Annotated in this window: 13 protein-coding genes; 9 read left to right on the forward strand and 4 right to left on the reverse strand. The window is 59.9% G+C overall.

Annotated features, from left to right (window positions below):
• Positions 1-90: 90 nt before the first annotated feature.
• Positions 91-477, reverse strand: a complete 387-nt coding sequence (locus tag AC2I9W_RS13190; RefSeq protein ID WP_486410405.1) for an RNA recognition motif domain-containing protein — start codon at positions 475-477, stop codon at positions 91-93.
• Positions 478-972: 495 nt separating this feature from the next.
• On the opposite strand from AC2I9W_RS13190, the gene AC2I9W_RS13195 reads away from it, so the two are divergent.
• The 6 genes from AC2I9W_RS13195 to AC2I9W_RS13220 all read left to right on the forward strand — a co-directional run bounded on the left by AC2I9W_RS13195 (position 973) and on the right by AC2I9W_RS13220 (position 7,969).
• Positions 973-1,542, forward strand: a complete 570-nt coding sequence (locus AC2I9W_RS13195; protein ID WP_486410406.1) for a TMEM165/GDT1 family protein — start codon at positions 973-975, stop codon at positions 1,540-1,542.
• A gap of 203 nt (positions 1,543-1,745) precedes the next feature.
• The gene (gene metX, locus AC2I9W_RS13200; protein ID WP_486410407.1) at positions 1,746-2,912 is read left to right on the forward strand and encodes a homoserine O-succinyltransferase MetX; all 1,167 of its coding nucleotides are present in this window, start codon (positions 1,746-1,748) and stop codon (positions 2,910-2,912) included.
• Positions 2,909-3,493 (forward strand): methionine biosynthesis protein MetW, encoded by a 585-nt coding sequence (gene metW, locus AC2I9W_RS13205; RefSeq protein WP_158394069.1) that lies wholly within the window; start codon positions 2,909-2,911, stop codon positions 3,491-3,493. The genes metX and metW overlap by 4 nt, the downstream gene beginning before the upstream one ends.
• 243 nt (positions 3,494-3,736) lie before the next feature.
• The gene (locus AC2I9W_RS13210) at positions 3,737-5,278 is read left to right on the forward strand and encodes a methyl-accepting chemotaxis protein (RefSeq protein WP_486410408.1); all 1,542 of its coding nucleotides are present in this window, start codon (positions 3,737-3,739) and stop codon (positions 5,276-5,278) included.
• Between the two features lie 110 nt (positions 5,279-5,388).
• The gene (locus tag AC2I9W_RS13215; protein ID WP_486410409.1) at positions 5,389-6,894 is read left to right on the forward strand and encodes a M20 family metallopeptidase; all 1,506 of its coding nucleotides are present in this window, start codon (positions 5,389-5,391) and stop codon (positions 6,892-6,894) included.
• Positions 6,895-7,123: 229 nt separating this feature from the next.
• Entirely contained in the window at positions 7,124-7,969 is an 846-nt protein-coding gene (locus AC2I9W_RS13220) for a lysophospholipase (RefSeq protein WP_486410513.1), read from the forward strand.
• Between the two features lie 3 nt (positions 7,970-7,972).
• On the opposite strand, the gene AC2I9W_RS13225 is transcribed toward AC2I9W_RS13220, so the two are convergent.
• From AC2I9W_RS13225 to AC2I9W_RS13235, 3 genes are all read right to left on the reverse strand, one after another.
• Positions 7,973-8,707, reverse strand: a complete 735-nt coding sequence (locus AC2I9W_RS13225) for an SOS response-associated peptidase (RefSeq protein WP_486410410.1) — start codon at positions 8,705-8,707, stop codon at positions 7,973-7,975.
• Positions 8,708-8,710: 3 nt separating this feature from the next.
• Positions 8,711-9,451 (reverse strand): 16S rRNA (uracil(1498)-N(3))-methyltransferase, encoded by a 741-nt coding sequence (locus tag AC2I9W_RS13230; protein WP_486410411.1) that lies wholly within the window; start codon positions 9,449-9,451, stop codon positions 8,711-8,713.
• 161 nt (positions 9,452-9,612) lie between these two features.
• Positions 9,613-10,719 (reverse strand): aminoglycoside phosphotransferase family protein, encoded by a 1,107-nt coding sequence (locus AC2I9W_RS13235; RefSeq protein WP_486410412.1) that lies wholly within the window; start codon positions 10,717-10,719, stop codon positions 9,613-9,615.
• A gap of 221 nt (positions 10,720-10,940) precedes the next feature.
• On the opposite strand from AC2I9W_RS13235, the gene AC2I9W_RS13240 reads away from it, so the two are divergent.
• The 3 genes from AC2I9W_RS13240 to rsmA all read left to right on the forward strand — a co-directional run bounded on the left by AC2I9W_RS13240 (position 10,941) and on the right by rsmA (position 15,617).
• Positions 10,941-13,310 (forward strand): LPS-assembly protein LptD, encoded by a 2,370-nt coding sequence (locus tag AC2I9W_RS13240; RefSeq protein ID WP_486410514.1) that lies wholly within the window; start codon positions 10,941-10,943, stop codon positions 13,308-13,310.
• Positions 13,311-13,324: 14 nt separating this feature from the next.
• Positions 13,325-14,749 carry a peptidylprolyl isomerase gene (locus tag AC2I9W_RS13245; protein ID WP_486410413.1) on the forward strand — a complete coding sequence of 475 codons (1,425 nt, stop codon included), beginning with the start codon at positions 13,325-13,327 and terminating at the stop codon, positions 14,747-14,749.
• Positions 14,750-14,855: 106 nt separating this feature from the next.
• Positions 14,856-15,617, forward strand: a complete 762-nt coding sequence (gene rsmA / locus AC2I9W_RS13250; protein ID WP_486410414.1) for a 16S rRNA (adenine(1518)-N(6)/adenine(1519)-N(6))-dimethyltransferase RsmA — start codon at positions 14,856-14,858, stop codon at positions 15,615-15,617.
• The last annotated feature ends 5 nt before the right edge of the window (positions 15,618-15,622 follow it).

Below are 15,622 nucleotides of genomic sequence, written 5' to 3' on the forward strand. Positions count from 1 at the left end.
AAAAAAATATATGCTCGAAAACCGCAGTTTTAACGTTTGGCAACAAAAAAAGGATCCGAAGATCCTTTTTTTGTTATTTGCAATAACTTCTTAGTAGCTATTGCGGCGGCCGTAGCCACCATCGCCACGGCCACCGCCGAAGCCGCCGTCACCACGGCCGCCACCGAAGCCTCCTTCACGGCCGCCGCCGAAGCCACCACCAAAGCCGCCGGAGCGGGGGGGGCGGGGCTCCATGGGGCGTGCTTCGTTCACAACGAGGTCACGACCACCGTGGTTTTGGCCGTGCAGGCCTTGAATAGCGGCTTGTGCTTCTGCATCGCTGCCCATTTCCACAAAGCCAAAGCCCTTGGAACGACCTGTGTCGCGTTCCATCATCACTTTGGCGCTGTTCACACTGCCGAATTCGCTGAAGGCCTGCTCCAGGTCTTGGTCGCGGAAGGAATAAGGCAGATTGCCTACGTAAAGCTTGTTGCCCATGCTGGACTCCTGAAAAAACTTGAAAACGCGATGGAGCCCTAGGGAGTCAGCCTTGGATGACAACATTAGAGACGCTAACGCACTTGCCCCCATCCAAAAATTGCTCTCTAGACAAAGACTCAAGCATTATGAGTCACAAGAGAAGCCGTCGTATTGCGAAAAGATCAAATTTCGTGCTTGTAACAACAGAGCTTCGATAGGAGATACCCTGAAATACGAAAAATGGAATATCTACATACGTTGTTGTCTTACAAATCCAAACAGATAGAATGGCGGCCTACTGTCTTTGGGGAGTAGGCCGTTCGGCAGTCATCTGTCGGATGCATGCGTCAACAGACTTGGATCTTAGCGATCTATGGCGTATGCGGCACCGCGTGCAATGCGTGGTGTGACCGGTCGAGACCATTGATTACGTACCGAAAAAACCTATGAAGAGATAGGCCGGAGTCGGTGCGTGGTCAATGCGTTGTGGCAACTCCGGCCATCTATCCCCTCATGGAAGCTTTTCTGATCTCCACCTCCATCGTTGCTTTGGCCGAGATGGGGGACAAGACCCAACTCCTTTCGCTGGTGTTAGCGGCCAAGTTCCGCAAACCCTGGCCTATCGTGGCAGGTATTTTTGCGGCCACGGTCGTAAACCATGCGCTGGCGGGTGCATTGGGCAACTGGATCACCACGGTGCTGGGCCCGGATACCTTGCGCTGGATCTTGGGCATTTCCTTCATCCTCATGGCGGGCTGGATGCTGATCCCTGACAAGCTCGACGATGACGACACCGGCAATGGCGTAGGCCGCTGGGGCATTTTCGGTACAACGCTGGTGCTATTTTTCTTGGCGGAGATGGGCGACAAGACCCAATTGGCCACGGTGGGTCTGGCCGCCAAATATCCGCTGTCTTACTACTGGGTGGTGCTGGGTACGACGCTGGGCATGATGCTGGCCAATGCGCCTGTGGTGTGGTTTGGCGAGAAGATCACCAAGAAGCTGCCTATCAAGACGATTCACCGTGTTTGTGCCGTGATCTTCCTGGTGCTGGGTATTGCAGCACTCTTGACTAAGGTATGACGCTATAAAAGGTGTAGCTTTCCGCGTTTGCTGCTCAAGGGCTATGGTGCTTTAACACGCTTGGCCCCAGGCAGCCGCGGTGGATGCAGTACACTGCTCTTTCAACGCGCCGATTTGCTTCTGCTTGCGGGCGCTCTATAAATCCTGCTAAAGACGAAACCAGAGAACCCGGCCTCGTTTTTAGCGATGCCGGGTTTTTTCATATGTCCTTCATCGCCACTCCGCAATCCATGCATTTCGATGAAGCGCTGCCCTTGCAGGGCGGTGGCTCCATCGCCAACTACGACCTCGCTTTCGAGACCTATGGCCAGCTCAACGCCGACAAGAGCAATGCCATCGTGGTCTGTCATGCGCTGAACGCTTCTCACCACGTTGCCGGCTACTACGAAGGCCAGCCCAAGAGCACGGGCTGGTGGGACAACATGATTGGCCCGGGCAAGGCCGTCGATACCAACAAGTTTTTTGTCATTGGCATCAACAACCTGGGCTCCTGCTTTGGCTCCACGGGCCCCATGCACACCAATCCCGCCACAGGCAAGCCTTATGGCGCTGACTTCCCGGTGGTGACGGTGGAAGACTGGGTGGACTCGCAAGCCCGCTTGCTGGACCGCCTGGGCATTCAGAAGCTGGCCGCCGTGCTGGGCGGCAGCCTGGGCGGCATGCAGACGCTGTCCTGGTCGCTGCGCTACCCCGAGCGTATGGGCCATGCCGTGGTGGTGGCCAGCGCGCCTAATCTGAACGCCGAGAACATCGCCTTCAATGAGGTGGCGCGCCGCGCCATCGTGACCGACCCGGACTTCAACGGCGGTCACTTTTATGAGCATGGTGTGGTGCCTGCACGCGGCCTGCGCATCGCTCGCATGATTGGTCACATCACGTATCTGAGCGATGACGTGATGAACCAGAAGTTCGGACGACAGCTGCGCGACGGCATAGACCTCAAGTACAGCACGCAGGATGTGGAGTTCCAGATCGAGAGCTATCTGCGCTATCAGGGCGAGAAGTTCAGCGGGTATTTCGACGCCAACACCTATTTGCTGATCACCCGTGCGCTGGACTACTTCGACCCGGCCCGCAATCACGGCGGCAACCTGACGCAGGCGCTGGCGGCTGCCCAGGCCAAATTCCTGCTGGTGAGCTTTACCACCGACTGGCGCTTTGCCCCGGACCGCAGCCGCGAGATCGTCAAATCGCTGCTGGAAAACAACCGCGATGTGAGCTATGCCGAGATCGATGCGCCCCACGGACACGATGCATTTTTGCTCGACGACCCGCGCTATATGAGCGTGATGCGCTCGTATTTTGAAGGCATTGCCAAGGAACTAAACATCACCAAACGCGCAGAAAAACTCCAGGGAGAAGCCGCATGACCGAGTTGACCACCATGAAAGCCATTGCCCAACTGGTGCCTCAGGGCTCGCGCGTGCTGGACCTGGGTTGCGGCGACGGCGCGTTGCTCGAGCATCTGGTGCGTGAGCGCGGCTGCAGCGGCTATGGCGTGGAGCTGAACGATGCCAATGTGTTGGCCTGTACGCGGCGCGGCGTGAACGTGCTGCAGCTGAACCTGGAGGACGGCCTGGCCATCTTTGGCGACAACAGTTTTGATGTGGTGCTGCAGATCGACACGCTGCAGCACCTGCGCAATGCCGAGGTGATGCTGCAGGAGACGGCCCGCATCGGCAAGCAGGGCATCGTCGCCTTCCCCAACTTTGCGCACTGGCACAACCGCCTGTCCGTGCTGCGCGGGCGCATGCCTGTGACGCGCCGTTTGCCTTACCAGTGGTACGACACGCCCAATATCCGCGTGGGCACGTACAAGGATTTTGAGGTGCTGGCCACCAAGAACCGCCTGCGCATTCTGGATTCCTTTGGCCTGCAAAGTGGTGAAGTTGTGCGCAGCCTGCCGAATCTGCTGGCAACGACGGCAGTTTTCCACTTTGAGCACGCTTGAGAACTGCTGAAAATAGTAGCTGCCAGCGCTTGATCTATCTGTAATTCAGCATCAATTGATGCTGAATTCAATGCAGAACAAGCGTAAGCAGCTCTGAATTGAGGAGTGGCCAGGCCGTAGCCACAGGCCCGCCGAGGTTGGCAGGAATGTGAAAAAATGTGAGCGACTGTTTCATGGACAGTCGCTTTTCTTTTTCCTGAACCCGGTCAACCCGCCCTTGGCCGCTGCCGAGTCTGCCCTCCCATGCGCTTTAGCTCCCGCCTGATCTTTTGCTCGGCTGCACCTGCAGCCTTGTTTGTTTTTGCCTTGCTCAGCAGCCAATGGGGGCTGACGCGCTCGCAGAGCGACTTTGACGATTACTTGCAGGGCGATCAGGTCGTGGTGGAGCAGTTGCAGGAGCTGTATGCCCAGGGACTGCAGTCGGGACAGGCGCTGCGCAACATCGTGATGGACCCCTCAGACAACCAGGCGGTGCAGAATTTGCAGCGGGCACGAGAAGCCTATGATGCGGCCTACACAAAATTAAGTCAGGGTGTGGAAGGCCGCACGCTGGCGACTGCGGTGCAGCAGATGCAGCCGCTTCGGCAAGCGCAGTCCGCAGTGCAGGACCGCATTGTGATGCTGGCTGCCGAAGACTATGACGCGGCAGCGGCGGCTCTCAAGACCGAAGAAACACCGGCCTGGCGCAAGCTGCGCGCCGCGTTGCTGCAAGAGCTCAAGACGGCGCGTGCAGAGGCCGCTGCTTCTCACGCCGCAACGCGAGCCAACGCCCAGCGCATGCAGCTGTGGTCGGGTCTGCTGGCCTTGCTGGCTGTGCTGACGGCGGCCGTCATGCTCTGGGTGATGGTGCGCACGCTGCGCAGCGAGCTGGGCGGCGACCCCGCGCAAGCCCGCAAGGCGCTGCGCCGTGTGGCGGATGGTGATCTGAGCAACACCGGCCACAGCTCGTCGGCGCAGGGGCTGATGGCCGACTTGCAGAGCATGCGTGCATCGCTGCGTGATCTGGTGCAGCGCGTGCACGGCGCATCGGTGCAGATGCACCATGCCTCCAGCGAAATCGCCCAGGGCAATGCCGACCTCTGCGCCCGTACCGAAAACCAGGCCAGTGCGCTGGAAGAAACGGCGGCCAGCATGGAGCAGCTCAATGCCACCGTGCGCCAGAACGCCGACAGCGCCCAGACCGCCAATCAGCTGGCACAGCACGCCTCACAAGTGGCGCGCCAGGGGGGCGATGTGGTGACCCAGGTGGTGCAGACCATGCAGGACATCAACACCAGCAGCGCACGCATTGCAGACATCATCGGCGTCATCGACGCCATCGCCTTCCAGACCAATATCCTGGCGCTGAACGCTGCGGTTGAAGCGGCGCGCGCCGGTGAACAAGGCCGTGGCTTTGCGGTGGTGGCGGGCGAGGTGAGAGCCCTGGCAGGGCGCAGCGCTGATGCTGCCAAGGAGATCAAGCAACTCATCACGGCCAGCGTGCAGCGGGTAGAGGGCGGCAGCGTCCTGGCCGATCAGGCCGGCCAGACCATGAGCGAAATCGTCAGTGCCATTCACCGCGTGACGGACATCATGGGTGAGATCAGCGCGGCCAGCCACGAGCAGAGCGCGGGCGTGGCCCAGGTCGGCGAGGCTATTACGCAGATGGACCAGGCCACGCAGCAGAACGCCGCACTGGTGGAAGAAAGCGCCGCCGCTGCCGAAGGCTTGCGCCAGCAGGCCGAAAGTCTGCTGACAGCGGTTTCGCGCTTTCAGCTGGAGCGCGCAGCGCTGGGCCTGCGCTAAGCCCGCAGGCCATGCCAATGCCCACGGCATAGCCACTGGCATTGGCGCACAATCATGGTCATGGCACGGGCTGGTCATGGCCCGCAGCCCCGTCATTGAAGGAGCCGACCATGAACGCACGCACTCCCGCCAATCTGCTGCAGCCCCAGGAAGCGCTGCAGCGCATCACGCAGCAGTGGGACCAGAGCATCGTCCCCGAGCTGACGAACTACATTGCCATTCCGGCCAAGTCGCCCATGTTTGCACCCGACTGGGAGCAGCAGGGCTTTATCTCCACCGTGGTGCGCAATGCCGCAGCCTGGGTGGAGGCGCAGAAAGTAGCAGGCCTGAAGCTGGAAGTCATTCAGCAGCCTGGCCGCACACCGCTGATCTTTTTCGAAGTCGAGGGCACGGCCGAGAAGTCGTCGACCAGCCCCACGGTGCTGATGTACGGCCACCTGGATAAGCAGCCCGAGTTTGATGGCTGGCGCAGCGATCTGGGCCCCTGGACGCCCAAGTACGAAGACGGCAAGCTCTATGGCCGCGGCGGCGCCGATGACGGTTATGCGGTTTACGCCAGCATTGCCGCCATTCAGGAACTCAAGCGCCAGAACGTGCCCCACCCGCGCATCGTGGGCATCATCGAAACCTGCGAGGAAAGCGGCTCGGCCGACCTGCTGCCCTATATCGAGCTGCTGCGCCCACGACTGGGTGATGTGGGGCTGGTGATCTGTCTTGATAGCGGGGCGGGCAACTACGACCAGCTGTGGCTTACCACCAGCCTGCGCGGCATGGCCAGCGGCACGCTGAAGGTGCAAATTCTGACCGAAGGCGTGCACTCTGGCGACGCATCTGGCGTCGTGCCTTCGTCGTTTCGCATCATGCGTCAGGTGCTGGACCGCCTGGAAGACAGCAAGAACGGCCGCGTGCTGCCCGAGAGCTTTCACTGCGAGGTGCCTGCGGACCGCATGGCCCAGATTCGTGCCACGGCGGAAATTCTGGGCGAGGACGCCTATGCGCGCTTTCCTTGGGCGCACTACGACTGCGGCGGCTCGGCCCGTGTGTCCCTGCCCACCACCACGGATCCTGTTGAGGCTCTGGTGCGCCGCACCTGGGAGCCCACGCTGAGCGTGACCGGTGTGGACGGCATTCCCAATCTGCAAAACGCCGGCAATGTGCTGCGCCCCTACACGGCCTTCAAACTCAGCCTGCGCCTGCCGCCGCTGGTAGACGCTGCGGCCTGCGTGCAGGAAATGAAGGCGCTGCTGGAAGATAACGCGCCCTACGAAGCCAAGGTGACCTGGGAAGGCATGTCCAGCTCCAGCGGCTGGAATGCGCCGGGCATGGACAACTGGTTTGAGAAGGCTCTGAACAGCGCCAGCCGCGCCCACTTTGGCGCGGACTGTGGCTATATCGGCCAGGGTGGCACGATTCCGCTGATGAACCAGCTCAGCCAGGGCTTTCCCAACGCTCAGATGATGGTCTGCGGCGTGCTCGGTCCCAAAAGCAATGCCCACGGTCCCAATGAGTTTCTGCATGTGCCTTATGCCAAGAAGCTGACCGCATCGGTGGCCGAGGTGATTGCCGCCATGGCGCGTGAGATGTCACGTGAGCAAGAGGCCACTCTGCAGGGCTAAAACCTCTGAATTTTCATAAAAATAGCTGCTAGCCCAATTGCTGAAAGGGCTGGCAGCTATTTTTTTGATATCGTACGATCAAGCGTGTGAAGAGGCTTGCTCGCACGCCTCTTCAGAGTTCCTGGTTGACGTCTCAGTCTGGCGCGGCCATTCTCAAGATTCCGGGCCATGCCCGCAGCATGGGTGGGGGACGTGAATCATGAACGACCACAAATCTTGTCATGCCGAGATGCGTATCAGCCATCTCAATGCTCCTGATGGAGTGCCGCTGACAGTGCGTGACTGGCCGCTGGCTGGTGGCGTTAAAGCCCGAGCCACGGTGCTTATCGTCCATGGCCTGGGCGAGCACAGCGGCCGTTATGCAGTGCTGGCGCGCCAGCTCAATGACTGGGGCTTTGCTGTGCGGGCTTATGACCAGTACGGGCATGGACTGTCTGGCGGTCCGCGTGGGGCGCTGAGCAGCGATACGCGGCTGCTGGATGACTTGGCCGTGGTGCTGGATGCGACCCGTGCTGCCATGCCACGCCATCAGCCTTTGGTGCTGCTAGGGCATAGTCTTGGAGGACTGGTAGCTTCTGATTTTGTAGCGTCTGGCTTGCGCGATGTGGATGCCTTGGTGCTGTCATCGCCTGCGCTGGCGCTGCATTTATCCGGCATACAAAAAGCGCTGATGCGCAGCCTGCCCAAGTTGTTGCCCACGTTGCGCGTGGCCAATGGTGTGCAGTCCCGCCATCTCTCGCATGATCTGGCTGTGGTCAAGGCGTATGACGCGGATGCGCTGCAGCACAACCGCATCAGCGCTCGCCTGGCTGGTTACATGGCCCATGGCGGCCTGCGCGTGCAGGCCAAGGCCCGCAACTGGTGTGTGCCTACGCTGCTGCTTTGGGCGGGGCAGGACAAGCTGGTAGACCCGGCTGGCAGCCAGGCATTTGCTGAACATGCCCCTGCCCGCCTGCTGCAGGCGCAGTGCTTTGAGCAGGCGTATCACGAGATCTTCAACGAAAGCCCCGAGTTGGTGGGGCCCGTGTTTGCACGACTCGAGCAGTGGCTGGGGCAGCAGTTTCCGCAGGACTGATGCCTACCACTGAGGGGGTGGTTGTTTGCGGCCTTTTTCCACAGGGTTGGCGCGCAGCTTTTCGGTGGGATAGGGGCGCAGAAATTCCTTGGCCTTGTTGACCTTGGCGTTGAGCCAGGCGTCATACGCACCTTCGTTGAGGATGGCGGGCATGGTCTTGTCGTTGCCGGGCTGGCCGTAGCGGTTCATCAGCGCATGGGCATTGGCGTTGATGGTAATGAGGGCGTAGCTGGTGATGACTTCACCGTCTGCGCCTACCCAGCGGGCCCAGACACCGGCGGCGCCCATGGGCTGGTTGTCCACACGGGTAATGCGTGTGGGCACAGGCTTGCCGGGACGCAGATCATCGACCTGAAAGGCTTGCAGCGGCACGATGCAGCGCTGACCCGCCAGCCAGGCATCGCGGAAGGCCGTGCCCGTGGTCAGGCTGTCGATCTTGGCATTGACCAGCTTGAGCGCGCGCAGGCGACCGTCCGAAGCCGATTTGACCCAGTGCGGCACCAGACCAAAACTGGCGGGTATGACGACGCGCTCCACAGGGGCGAGAGGTGCTCCTTCTTCAGGAGCTGTAAACGTACGACCCAAAAGCGTTGCAGAGGATTCTGCTGCTGCATTGATGATGATGCAGCCCATGCGGCGTGGGGTGAGGATTTTTTCTGGAAGAGGCTCGGGAGCTTCCACGCGAAAGTTTTGGGGATAGAACTCGGGCTTGGCCAGAGAGAGGTGACAGCTGCTCATGATTTACTCCAGGGCCAGCAAAGAAAGGGCGGCCACAGAGGCCGTTTCGGCACGCAGCACGCGGCGGCCCAGGCTGGCGGGCTTCCAGCCGCGCTCCAGTGCCCAGTCTTCTTCCTGTGCGGTCAGGCCGCCTTCGGGGCCGTGCAGCACCCAGACGGCCTGGGCGTCGCCAGCGGCAGTACGCAGCGGCTGGTTGCCTTCGCGCAGCGAAAGCACCAGACGGGTGGCATCGTCGCCAGGGGCATCGCTGCTGCGCAGCCAGTCGGCCAGCGACTGGGGGGCGTGAATGACGGGCACCTGGTTGCGGCCGCATTGCTCGCAGGCAGAGATGGCAATCGACTGCCAGCGCTCAATCTTCTTGTCAGCGCGATCACCCTTGAGCTTGAGCACGCTGCGCGCGGCCATCACGGGCTGAATGCTGGCCACGCCCAGCTCGGTGGCTTTTTCCACCAGCCAGTCCATGCGCTCATTGGCAGGCATACCCACAACCAGATGCACGGCACGCACCGCTTCGCGCTCGGTCGCGCGGTGCGACTCAATGCGCACGCCCACGTCGCTGCGGCCCATATGGGTGATGACGGCATCAAACTCGCCGCCCGTGAAGCCATTGCCAGCCTGGCCCTCGAACAGGGTGATGACCTCACCGGGCTGGTGACGCAGCACTTGTACATGGCGAGCAGCGCCTGCGGGCAGATCCAGCTCGGTGCCGATATGCAGAGGAATAGGGCAGTGATAGCGCGGCATAGAAGAAAACAGTATTGAAGGCTTTGAGCTGCGCAGTGGGCGCAGCTTCAAAAACCGGCGCGGCCCACACCAGTGACAGCGAGCAAGGGCCGCCCCGCAGCGAGGCTGTCGTCCCCCTCCGCGAGCAGAGAGGGGGAAGCGGCAAAGCCGCTCAGGGGGTGTTACATGCGCCCATAGGCATACCCAACCTGCGTCTGAATGCCCTCAATCTCGTCAATGAGCTTCAGGAAGGGCCCCAGAGCGCGGTAGCGGTCGCAAGTGGTGCGGATGTAGTGGATAAAGCGCGGCGTATCGGCCAAATATTTGGGCTTGCCGTCGCGCAGGGTCAGGCGGGCGAAGATACCAGCAACCTTGAGATGGCGCTGCAGGCCCATCCATTCGACCCCACGATAGAACTCGCCAAAGTCATCGCCCCAGCCGCTGGCGCTGTTGGCGCCGACCAGGCCAGCCTTGCGGGCTTTTTCCCAGTAACGAATGGTGATGTCGATGACAAAGTCCTCTTCCCAGGTGATGAAGGCATCACGCAGCAGGCTGGCAATGTCGTAGGTGATGGGACCGTAGACGGCATCCTGGAAGTCCAGCACGCCCAGAGGAGCGCCTTGGCTGACTGGCTGCATCAGGTTGCGCATCATGAAGTCACGGTGCACGTAGACGCTGGGCGCCTGCAGGTTGTGCGCCACGATCTGATCAAAGGTCTTGCTCAGCAAGGCTTGCTGCTTGTCGTTCAGCGTGAACTGGCGGTGCTGGGCGATATACCAGTCGGGGAAAAGCTGCAGCTCGCGGCGCAGCAAGGCTTCGTTGTAGAGGGGCAGATTGCCCACATTGCCGGATTGGGAGGCCAGTTGCCAGTCCAGCAACACTTCCAGCGCTGAGCGGTACCAAGCTTCGGCATCCTGAGGCTTTTCCGGGTTCAGCGCCTCAATAATCGTCTGTCCGCCCAGGTCGCTCAGCAGCATGAAGCCATTGTGAGTATCCCAATCCAGGATTTCGGGCACGCACAGGCCGGCTTTTGCCATCAGGCCTTGAACCTTGGCGAACGGCGCGCAGTCTTCCTTGTCAGGAGGGGCGTCCATGACGATTAGGCTACTGCCGTCGGCGCGTTCTAGTCGCAGATAGCGGCGAAAGCTGGCATCGGCCGAAGCAGGGCGCAGGGTTGCGGGAAGCAGCTGGTGCTTTTCAGCCAGCGGAGCCAGCCAGGCGTCAAATGCGGCGTGGCGGGCAGAATCTGCCCAGGCAACGCCAACTGTGGGGGTGATAGATGCGGTCATGGATAATCGGATTTTACAAACCGATGCCACAGTAGCTGTGGACAGTGGTGCTAGGCTCTCGGTTTTGTTGTTGACGCGTGCTTGGCACGCGCGCTTTTTGACGCTCAAACATCATCGTGCAATCCCCATCCCATTCGCGAGACTCCTTATCTGCCAGCTTCTCCCGTGACAAGCGGGTGGGAGGCGCTCGGCCAGTGATTCGCCCCTTGGCATGGGCCGTGATGCTGGCGTGGGCTGGTGCTGGCATGCAGGTCAATGCTCAGACCGAACACGAGAGTAAGCCGTCAGTTTCTGACGAGGCCGTTGGGCTGCCTCCACTACAGCTCAAATCCAGCCCCCTGCTGCAGGAGAGCTACCCGAAAGAAGTTCGGGATCAGCAGCCCATCTATATCAAGGGTGACAGCCTGTCCGGGCAGCCTGATATCAAGGCATCGGTGCACGGCGATGCCGAAATACGGCGTGGTGACACGATGATCCGTGCTGAAACCCTGGACTATGCAGTGCCTGACGACAAGGTCAATGCAGTTGGCTCGGTTTATATCAACCAGGCCGGCAATGTCTATCAGGGCACGGCCTTGGATCTGCAGATGGATGCCTTCAAGGGCCAGTTCGATAATGCCAACTACCGCTTTCTGGCCACGGGAGGGCACGGCGAATCATCTCGTGTAGATTTCATCGACAAGGATCACTCTGTCGTCCATGACGCAACCTACACCACCTGCCAGCGTGATAACGAGGCCAGTTGGGAGCCGAGCTGGGTGCTCAAGGCAAAGACCATTCACCTGGATATGGCCGAAGATGTGGGCGTGGCCGAAGGAGCGCGCCTGCAGTTCAAGGGTGTAACGGTACTCCCTGTGCCACGCATGAGCTTTCCGCTGTCGGACAAGCGTAAGTCTGGCTTGCTGCCACCGATGTTCGGTATGGACAAGCTTGGCGGTATTGAGTATTCGCAACCTTATTACTGGAATATTGCTCCCAATCGCGACATGACAGTTACCCCCACGCTGATGAGCAAGCGTGGAGTGAACCTGGCAGGACAGTTCCGCTATCTGGAGCCTGGCTACTCAGGTGAGGCTTACGGCAGCTATATGCCAGGCGACAATCTGCGTGATCGTGATCGCTGGGGGTATTCTTGGCAGCATAGAGCCACCTTTGACACACCAGTTGGCGGCCTAGGACTGCGCATGAATTTGAATCGCGTCAGCGATGGAGATTACTGGCGCGACTTCCGTCTTGCTCCAGTGGCGCTGCGCCAGCGACTGCTGCCAAGTACGGCGAACCTGAGCTGGGCCAAGGGCGATGGGGTGTTGAGCCTTAATGTGCTGCGCTATCAGGTACAGCAGGATCCGACAGCGTTGATTGCGCCGCCCTATAGCAAGCTTCCTCAGCTGCAATATCGCTATACACCGCTGGATCTGCCGCATGGGCTGGAGTTTTCCGCTGTGGCTGATACCACGCGCTTTGAGCTGATTCGACCTCTCTCGGCCAAGGCAGGCAACAATGGTCAGCGTAGCTATGTGCAGGCACAGCTGAGTCGTCCTTTTCTGTCGCCTGGTGCTTTCATTACGCCCAAACTGATGCTGCACTCCTCCATGTATCAGACTGACCGGCTGATGAAAGATGGCAGCAAGAGTGCCAATCGCACGTTACCCACTTTCAGCTTGAACAGTGGTTTGATTTTTGAGCGTGATACTTCGTGGCTGGGTCAAAACCTGCTGCAGACCTTTGAGCCGCGAGCGTTCTATGCCTATACGCCTTATCGTGACCAAAGCATGCTGCCGCTTTATGACACGGGACGCAGCGACTTCAATTTTGCGAGTATTTTTTCCGAGAACGACTATGTCGGTCAGGATCGCATTGCGGACAATCATCTGCTGACACTGGGGGCTACCTCACGCTTTATTGACCCTGAAAGTGGTGCAGAGAAGCTGAAGCTTGCCGTTGCACAGCGTTTGCGTTTGTCTGACCAACGTGTGCTGCTGCCTGGGGAGGTAGCTGCCACCAGCAAGCTGTCGGATATTTTGCTGGGTGCATCCTTCAACTGGACCGACAAGTGGTCGCTGGAAGGCACAACCCAATACAACAAGGATTTGAATCGCACGGTTCGAACCACGGCCACGGCTCGCTACAGCCCGGGTAACTACCGGACTTTCAATATCGGTTATCGCACACAACTGGATACGGTCACCAAGAAGCCCTCCAGTGAGCTGGTAGATGTGGGCTGGCAATGGCCTATCAACGACCTTTGGGGTGATAAGGGCAAGGACTTGGGCGCAGGTCGTGGCCAGGGCGGTGGTCGTTGGTATGCAGTGGGCCGCCTCAACTATTCCATCAAGGACAGCAAGCTGGTAGATACCGTTGTCGGCCTGGAATATGACGGCTGCTGCTGGATTGGCCGCGTGGTGCTGGAGCGTCTGCAAAGCTCGATGATCCAGTCCAATTTGCGCTTGTTGTTCCAGATGGAGTTTGTGGGCTTTTCGCGTCTGAGTTTTGGTTCGGACCCCACGGCCAGCCTCAAGCGCAATGTGCCGCGCTACGAATATTTGCGTGAGGCGGTCGAGCCGCCCAGCCGCTTTACCAATTACGATTAATCAAGGCTTTTTTCATGCGTTTTTTCTCCAAGACATCCAATGCATGTGCAGTTGCCATGGCGCTGGCTGTAATGACGAGCGGTGTGCAGGCTCAGGGCTTGAAAAGCCCGGGCAAGGGCAAGGCTGGCACTGAGCAGTCTTTGTCCCGTGCCTTGGAGGCTACGGCCCAGCCTTCAGGGCGTCAGGCACCTGCAGCTGCTTCAGGTATTCGCTCGGCCGATCACATCGTGGCTGTGGTCAACTCCGAGCCGATTACCAACAATGAAGTGCGCGCGCGCATGGAGCGTGTAGCCCAGAATGTGACCGAGCAGGGCGGGCAGTTGCCTCCCCAGAGTGAGCTGGCTCGTCAAGTGCTGGAGCGCCTGATTGTCGAGCGCGTGCAGTTGCAGGAAGCGAAGGACACGGGCATCAATGTGGACAACCTGACCATTGATCAAGCGGTTGCCAATGTGGCGCGCCAGAACAATGTTGACAAGGCAGGACTGCTCTCACGTCTGAAGGCCGACGGAATCTCCGAGACGCAGTTCCGCTCAGAAATCCGCAACCAGATGCTGATGCAACGAGTGCGTGAGCGCGATGTGGATGCACGTGTCAAAGTCACTGAGGCTGATATTGACCGCTATCTCAAGGAGCAAAAGCGTCCTGGAGAAGCGGCAGCTACAGCGATGGTGGAACTGGGGCACATTTTGATTACCGTGCCAGAGGACGCCAGCGCAACGGTGGTAGCGGAGCGCGAAGCCAAGGCCAAGCAGGCCGCAGAAGCTGCGCGCAGCAATTCCGACTTCATTGCTGCCGTTCGAGACTTCTCGGATGTGCCCAATGGACAAGGTGGAGGCTCCATGGGCATGCGCCCCATGAGCGATTATCCAGAGCTGTTTGCCCAGCAGGTGGGTAATGCAGCGGCAGGCTCCATCGTGGGACCATTCCGTTCTGGCGCGGGCTTTCACGTGCTCAAGGTGCTGGGCAAGTCTCAGGCCGGAGCGCCTGTGTACATCACACAGAATCATGCGCGCCACATTCTGCTGACGGTGGGCAATGACATGACAGAAGCCCAGGCGGCCAAGCGTCTGGAAGATTACAAGCGCCGAGTTGAGACGGGGCAGGCCACCTTCCAGCAACTGGCACAGGAATTCTCCAAGGACGGCAGTGCCCGCAGCGGTGGCGACCTGGGCTGGTCTTCGCCCGGTCAGTTTGTGCCCGAGTTCGAACGCGTGCTCGATGCACTGCAGCCCGGCGAGATCAGCAATCCTGTGGTGTCGCGCTTTGGTGTACACCTGATTCAGCTGATCGAGCGTCGCCAGGAAAAACTGACCGAGCGCGAGCAGCGCGAAATGGTGCGCAACGTAGTGCGCGAGCGCAAGGCCGAGCAGGACTTCGAGACCTGGCTCAAAGAACTGCGCGGCAAGGCCTTTGTCGAGTATCGCGAGCCACCGCAATAAGCCCATGCAATCTGCTTGAAGTGTCCGCTGCTGTCATCATTGCGCATCGGGCACTCAAGACACCCACTTCATTTCAAGCGGTGCCCAGGCACCGCTTTCGCATTTCATGAAACATATTCCCCGCAAGCGCTTTGGCCAGAACTTTCTGACCGATGGCGCCATCATCGACAACATTGTTGAAGCCATCGATCCCAAGGCTGGCGAGCCCATGGTCGAGATCGGCCCCGGCCTGATGGCCCTGTCCCAGCCTCTGGTCGAGCGCCTGGGCAAGCTCACCGTGATCGAGCTGGACCGCGATCTGGCCGCCCGCCTGCGATTGCGTGAAGACCTTGATGTGGTCGAGTCCGATGTGCTCAAGGTCGATTTCCGCGCTCTGGCCGCCCGCTTGGGCGTGCCCAAGCTGCGTGTGGTGGGCAATCTGCCCTACAACATTTCCAGCCCCATCCTGTTCCATCTGCTGGAGCAGGTCGATGTGGTGCAAGACCAGCACTTCATGCTGCAAAAGGAAGTCATCGACCGCATGGTGGCCGATGCTGGCAACTCAGCCTATGGCCGTCTGTCGGTGATGCTGCAGTGGCGCTATGCCATGGAAGACGTGCTGTTCGTGCCGCCAGGTAGCTTCAACCCGCCCCCCAAGGTCGATAGCGCCGTGGTGCGCATGATTCCGCGCGAGAAGCCCGCTGAACTCAGCCCCGCGCTGCTGGAAGAACTGGTGCGTGTGGCTTTCAGCCAGCGCCGCAAGATGCTGCGCAATACGCTGGGCAAGTGGCTGGAGGACAAGGGCTTCTCGGGAGAGTTCGACCTGCAGCGCCGCGCTGAAGAAGTGCCTGTGGCCGAATACGAAACACTGGCTGCACAGCTTTCCTGACTGAG

It is taken from the genome of Comamonas sp. FUJ_7, assembly GCF_057369555.1.

Bases quoted from the DNA above. Each gene is read 5' to 3' on its own strand.
- AC2I9W_RS13245 (WP_486410413.1), top strand. From the start codon at position 13,325: ATGCGTTTTTTCTCCAAGACATCCAATGCATGTGCAGTTGCCATGGCG.
- AC2I9W_RS13220 (WP_486410513.1), top strand. From the start codon at position 7,124: ATGCGTATCAGCCATCTCAATGCTCCTGATGGAGTGCCGCTGACAGTG.
- AC2I9W_RS13210 (WP_486410408.1), top strand. From the start codon at position 3,737: ATGCGCTTTAGCTCCCGCCTGATCTTTTGCTCGGCTGCACCTGCAGCC.
- metX (WP_486410407.1), top strand. From the start codon at position 1,746: ATGTCCTTCATCGCCACTCCGCAATCCATGCATTTCGATGAAGCGCTG.
- AC2I9W_RS13195 (WP_486410406.1), top strand. From the start codon at position 973: ATGGAAGCTTTTCTGATCTCCACCTCCATCGTTGCTTTGGCCGAGATG.
- AC2I9W_RS13230 (WP_486410411.1), bottom strand. From the start codon at position 9,451: ATGCCGCGCTATCACTGCCCTATTCCTCTGCATATCGGCACCGAGCTG.
- AC2I9W_RS13240 (WP_486410514.1), top strand. From the start codon at position 10,941: ATGCTGGCGTGGGCTGGTGCTGGCATGCAGGTCAATGCTCAGACCGAA.
- AC2I9W_RS13235 (WP_486410412.1), bottom strand. From the start codon at position 10,719: ATGACCGCATCTATCACCCCCACAGTTGGCGTTGCCTGGGCAGATTCT.
- AC2I9W_RS13225 (WP_486410410.1), bottom strand. From the start codon at position 8,707: ATGAGCAGCTGTCACCTCTCTCTGGCCAAGCCCGAGTTCTATCCCCAA.
- AC2I9W_RS13215 (WP_486410409.1), top strand. From the start codon at position 5,389: ATGAACGCACGCACTCCCGCCAATCTGCTGCAGCCCCAGGAAGCGCTG.
- AC2I9W_RS13190 (WP_486410405.1), bottom strand. From the start codon at position 477: ATGGGCAACAAGCTTTACGTAGGCAATCTGCCTTATTCCTTCCGCGAC.
- metW (WP_158394069.1), top strand. From the start codon at position 2,909: ATGACCGAGTTGACCACCATGAAAGCCATTGCCCAACTGGTGCCTCAG.
- rsmA (WP_486410414.1), top strand. From the start codon at position 14,856: ATGAAACATATTCCCCGCAAGCGCTTTGGCCAGAACTTTCTGACCGAT.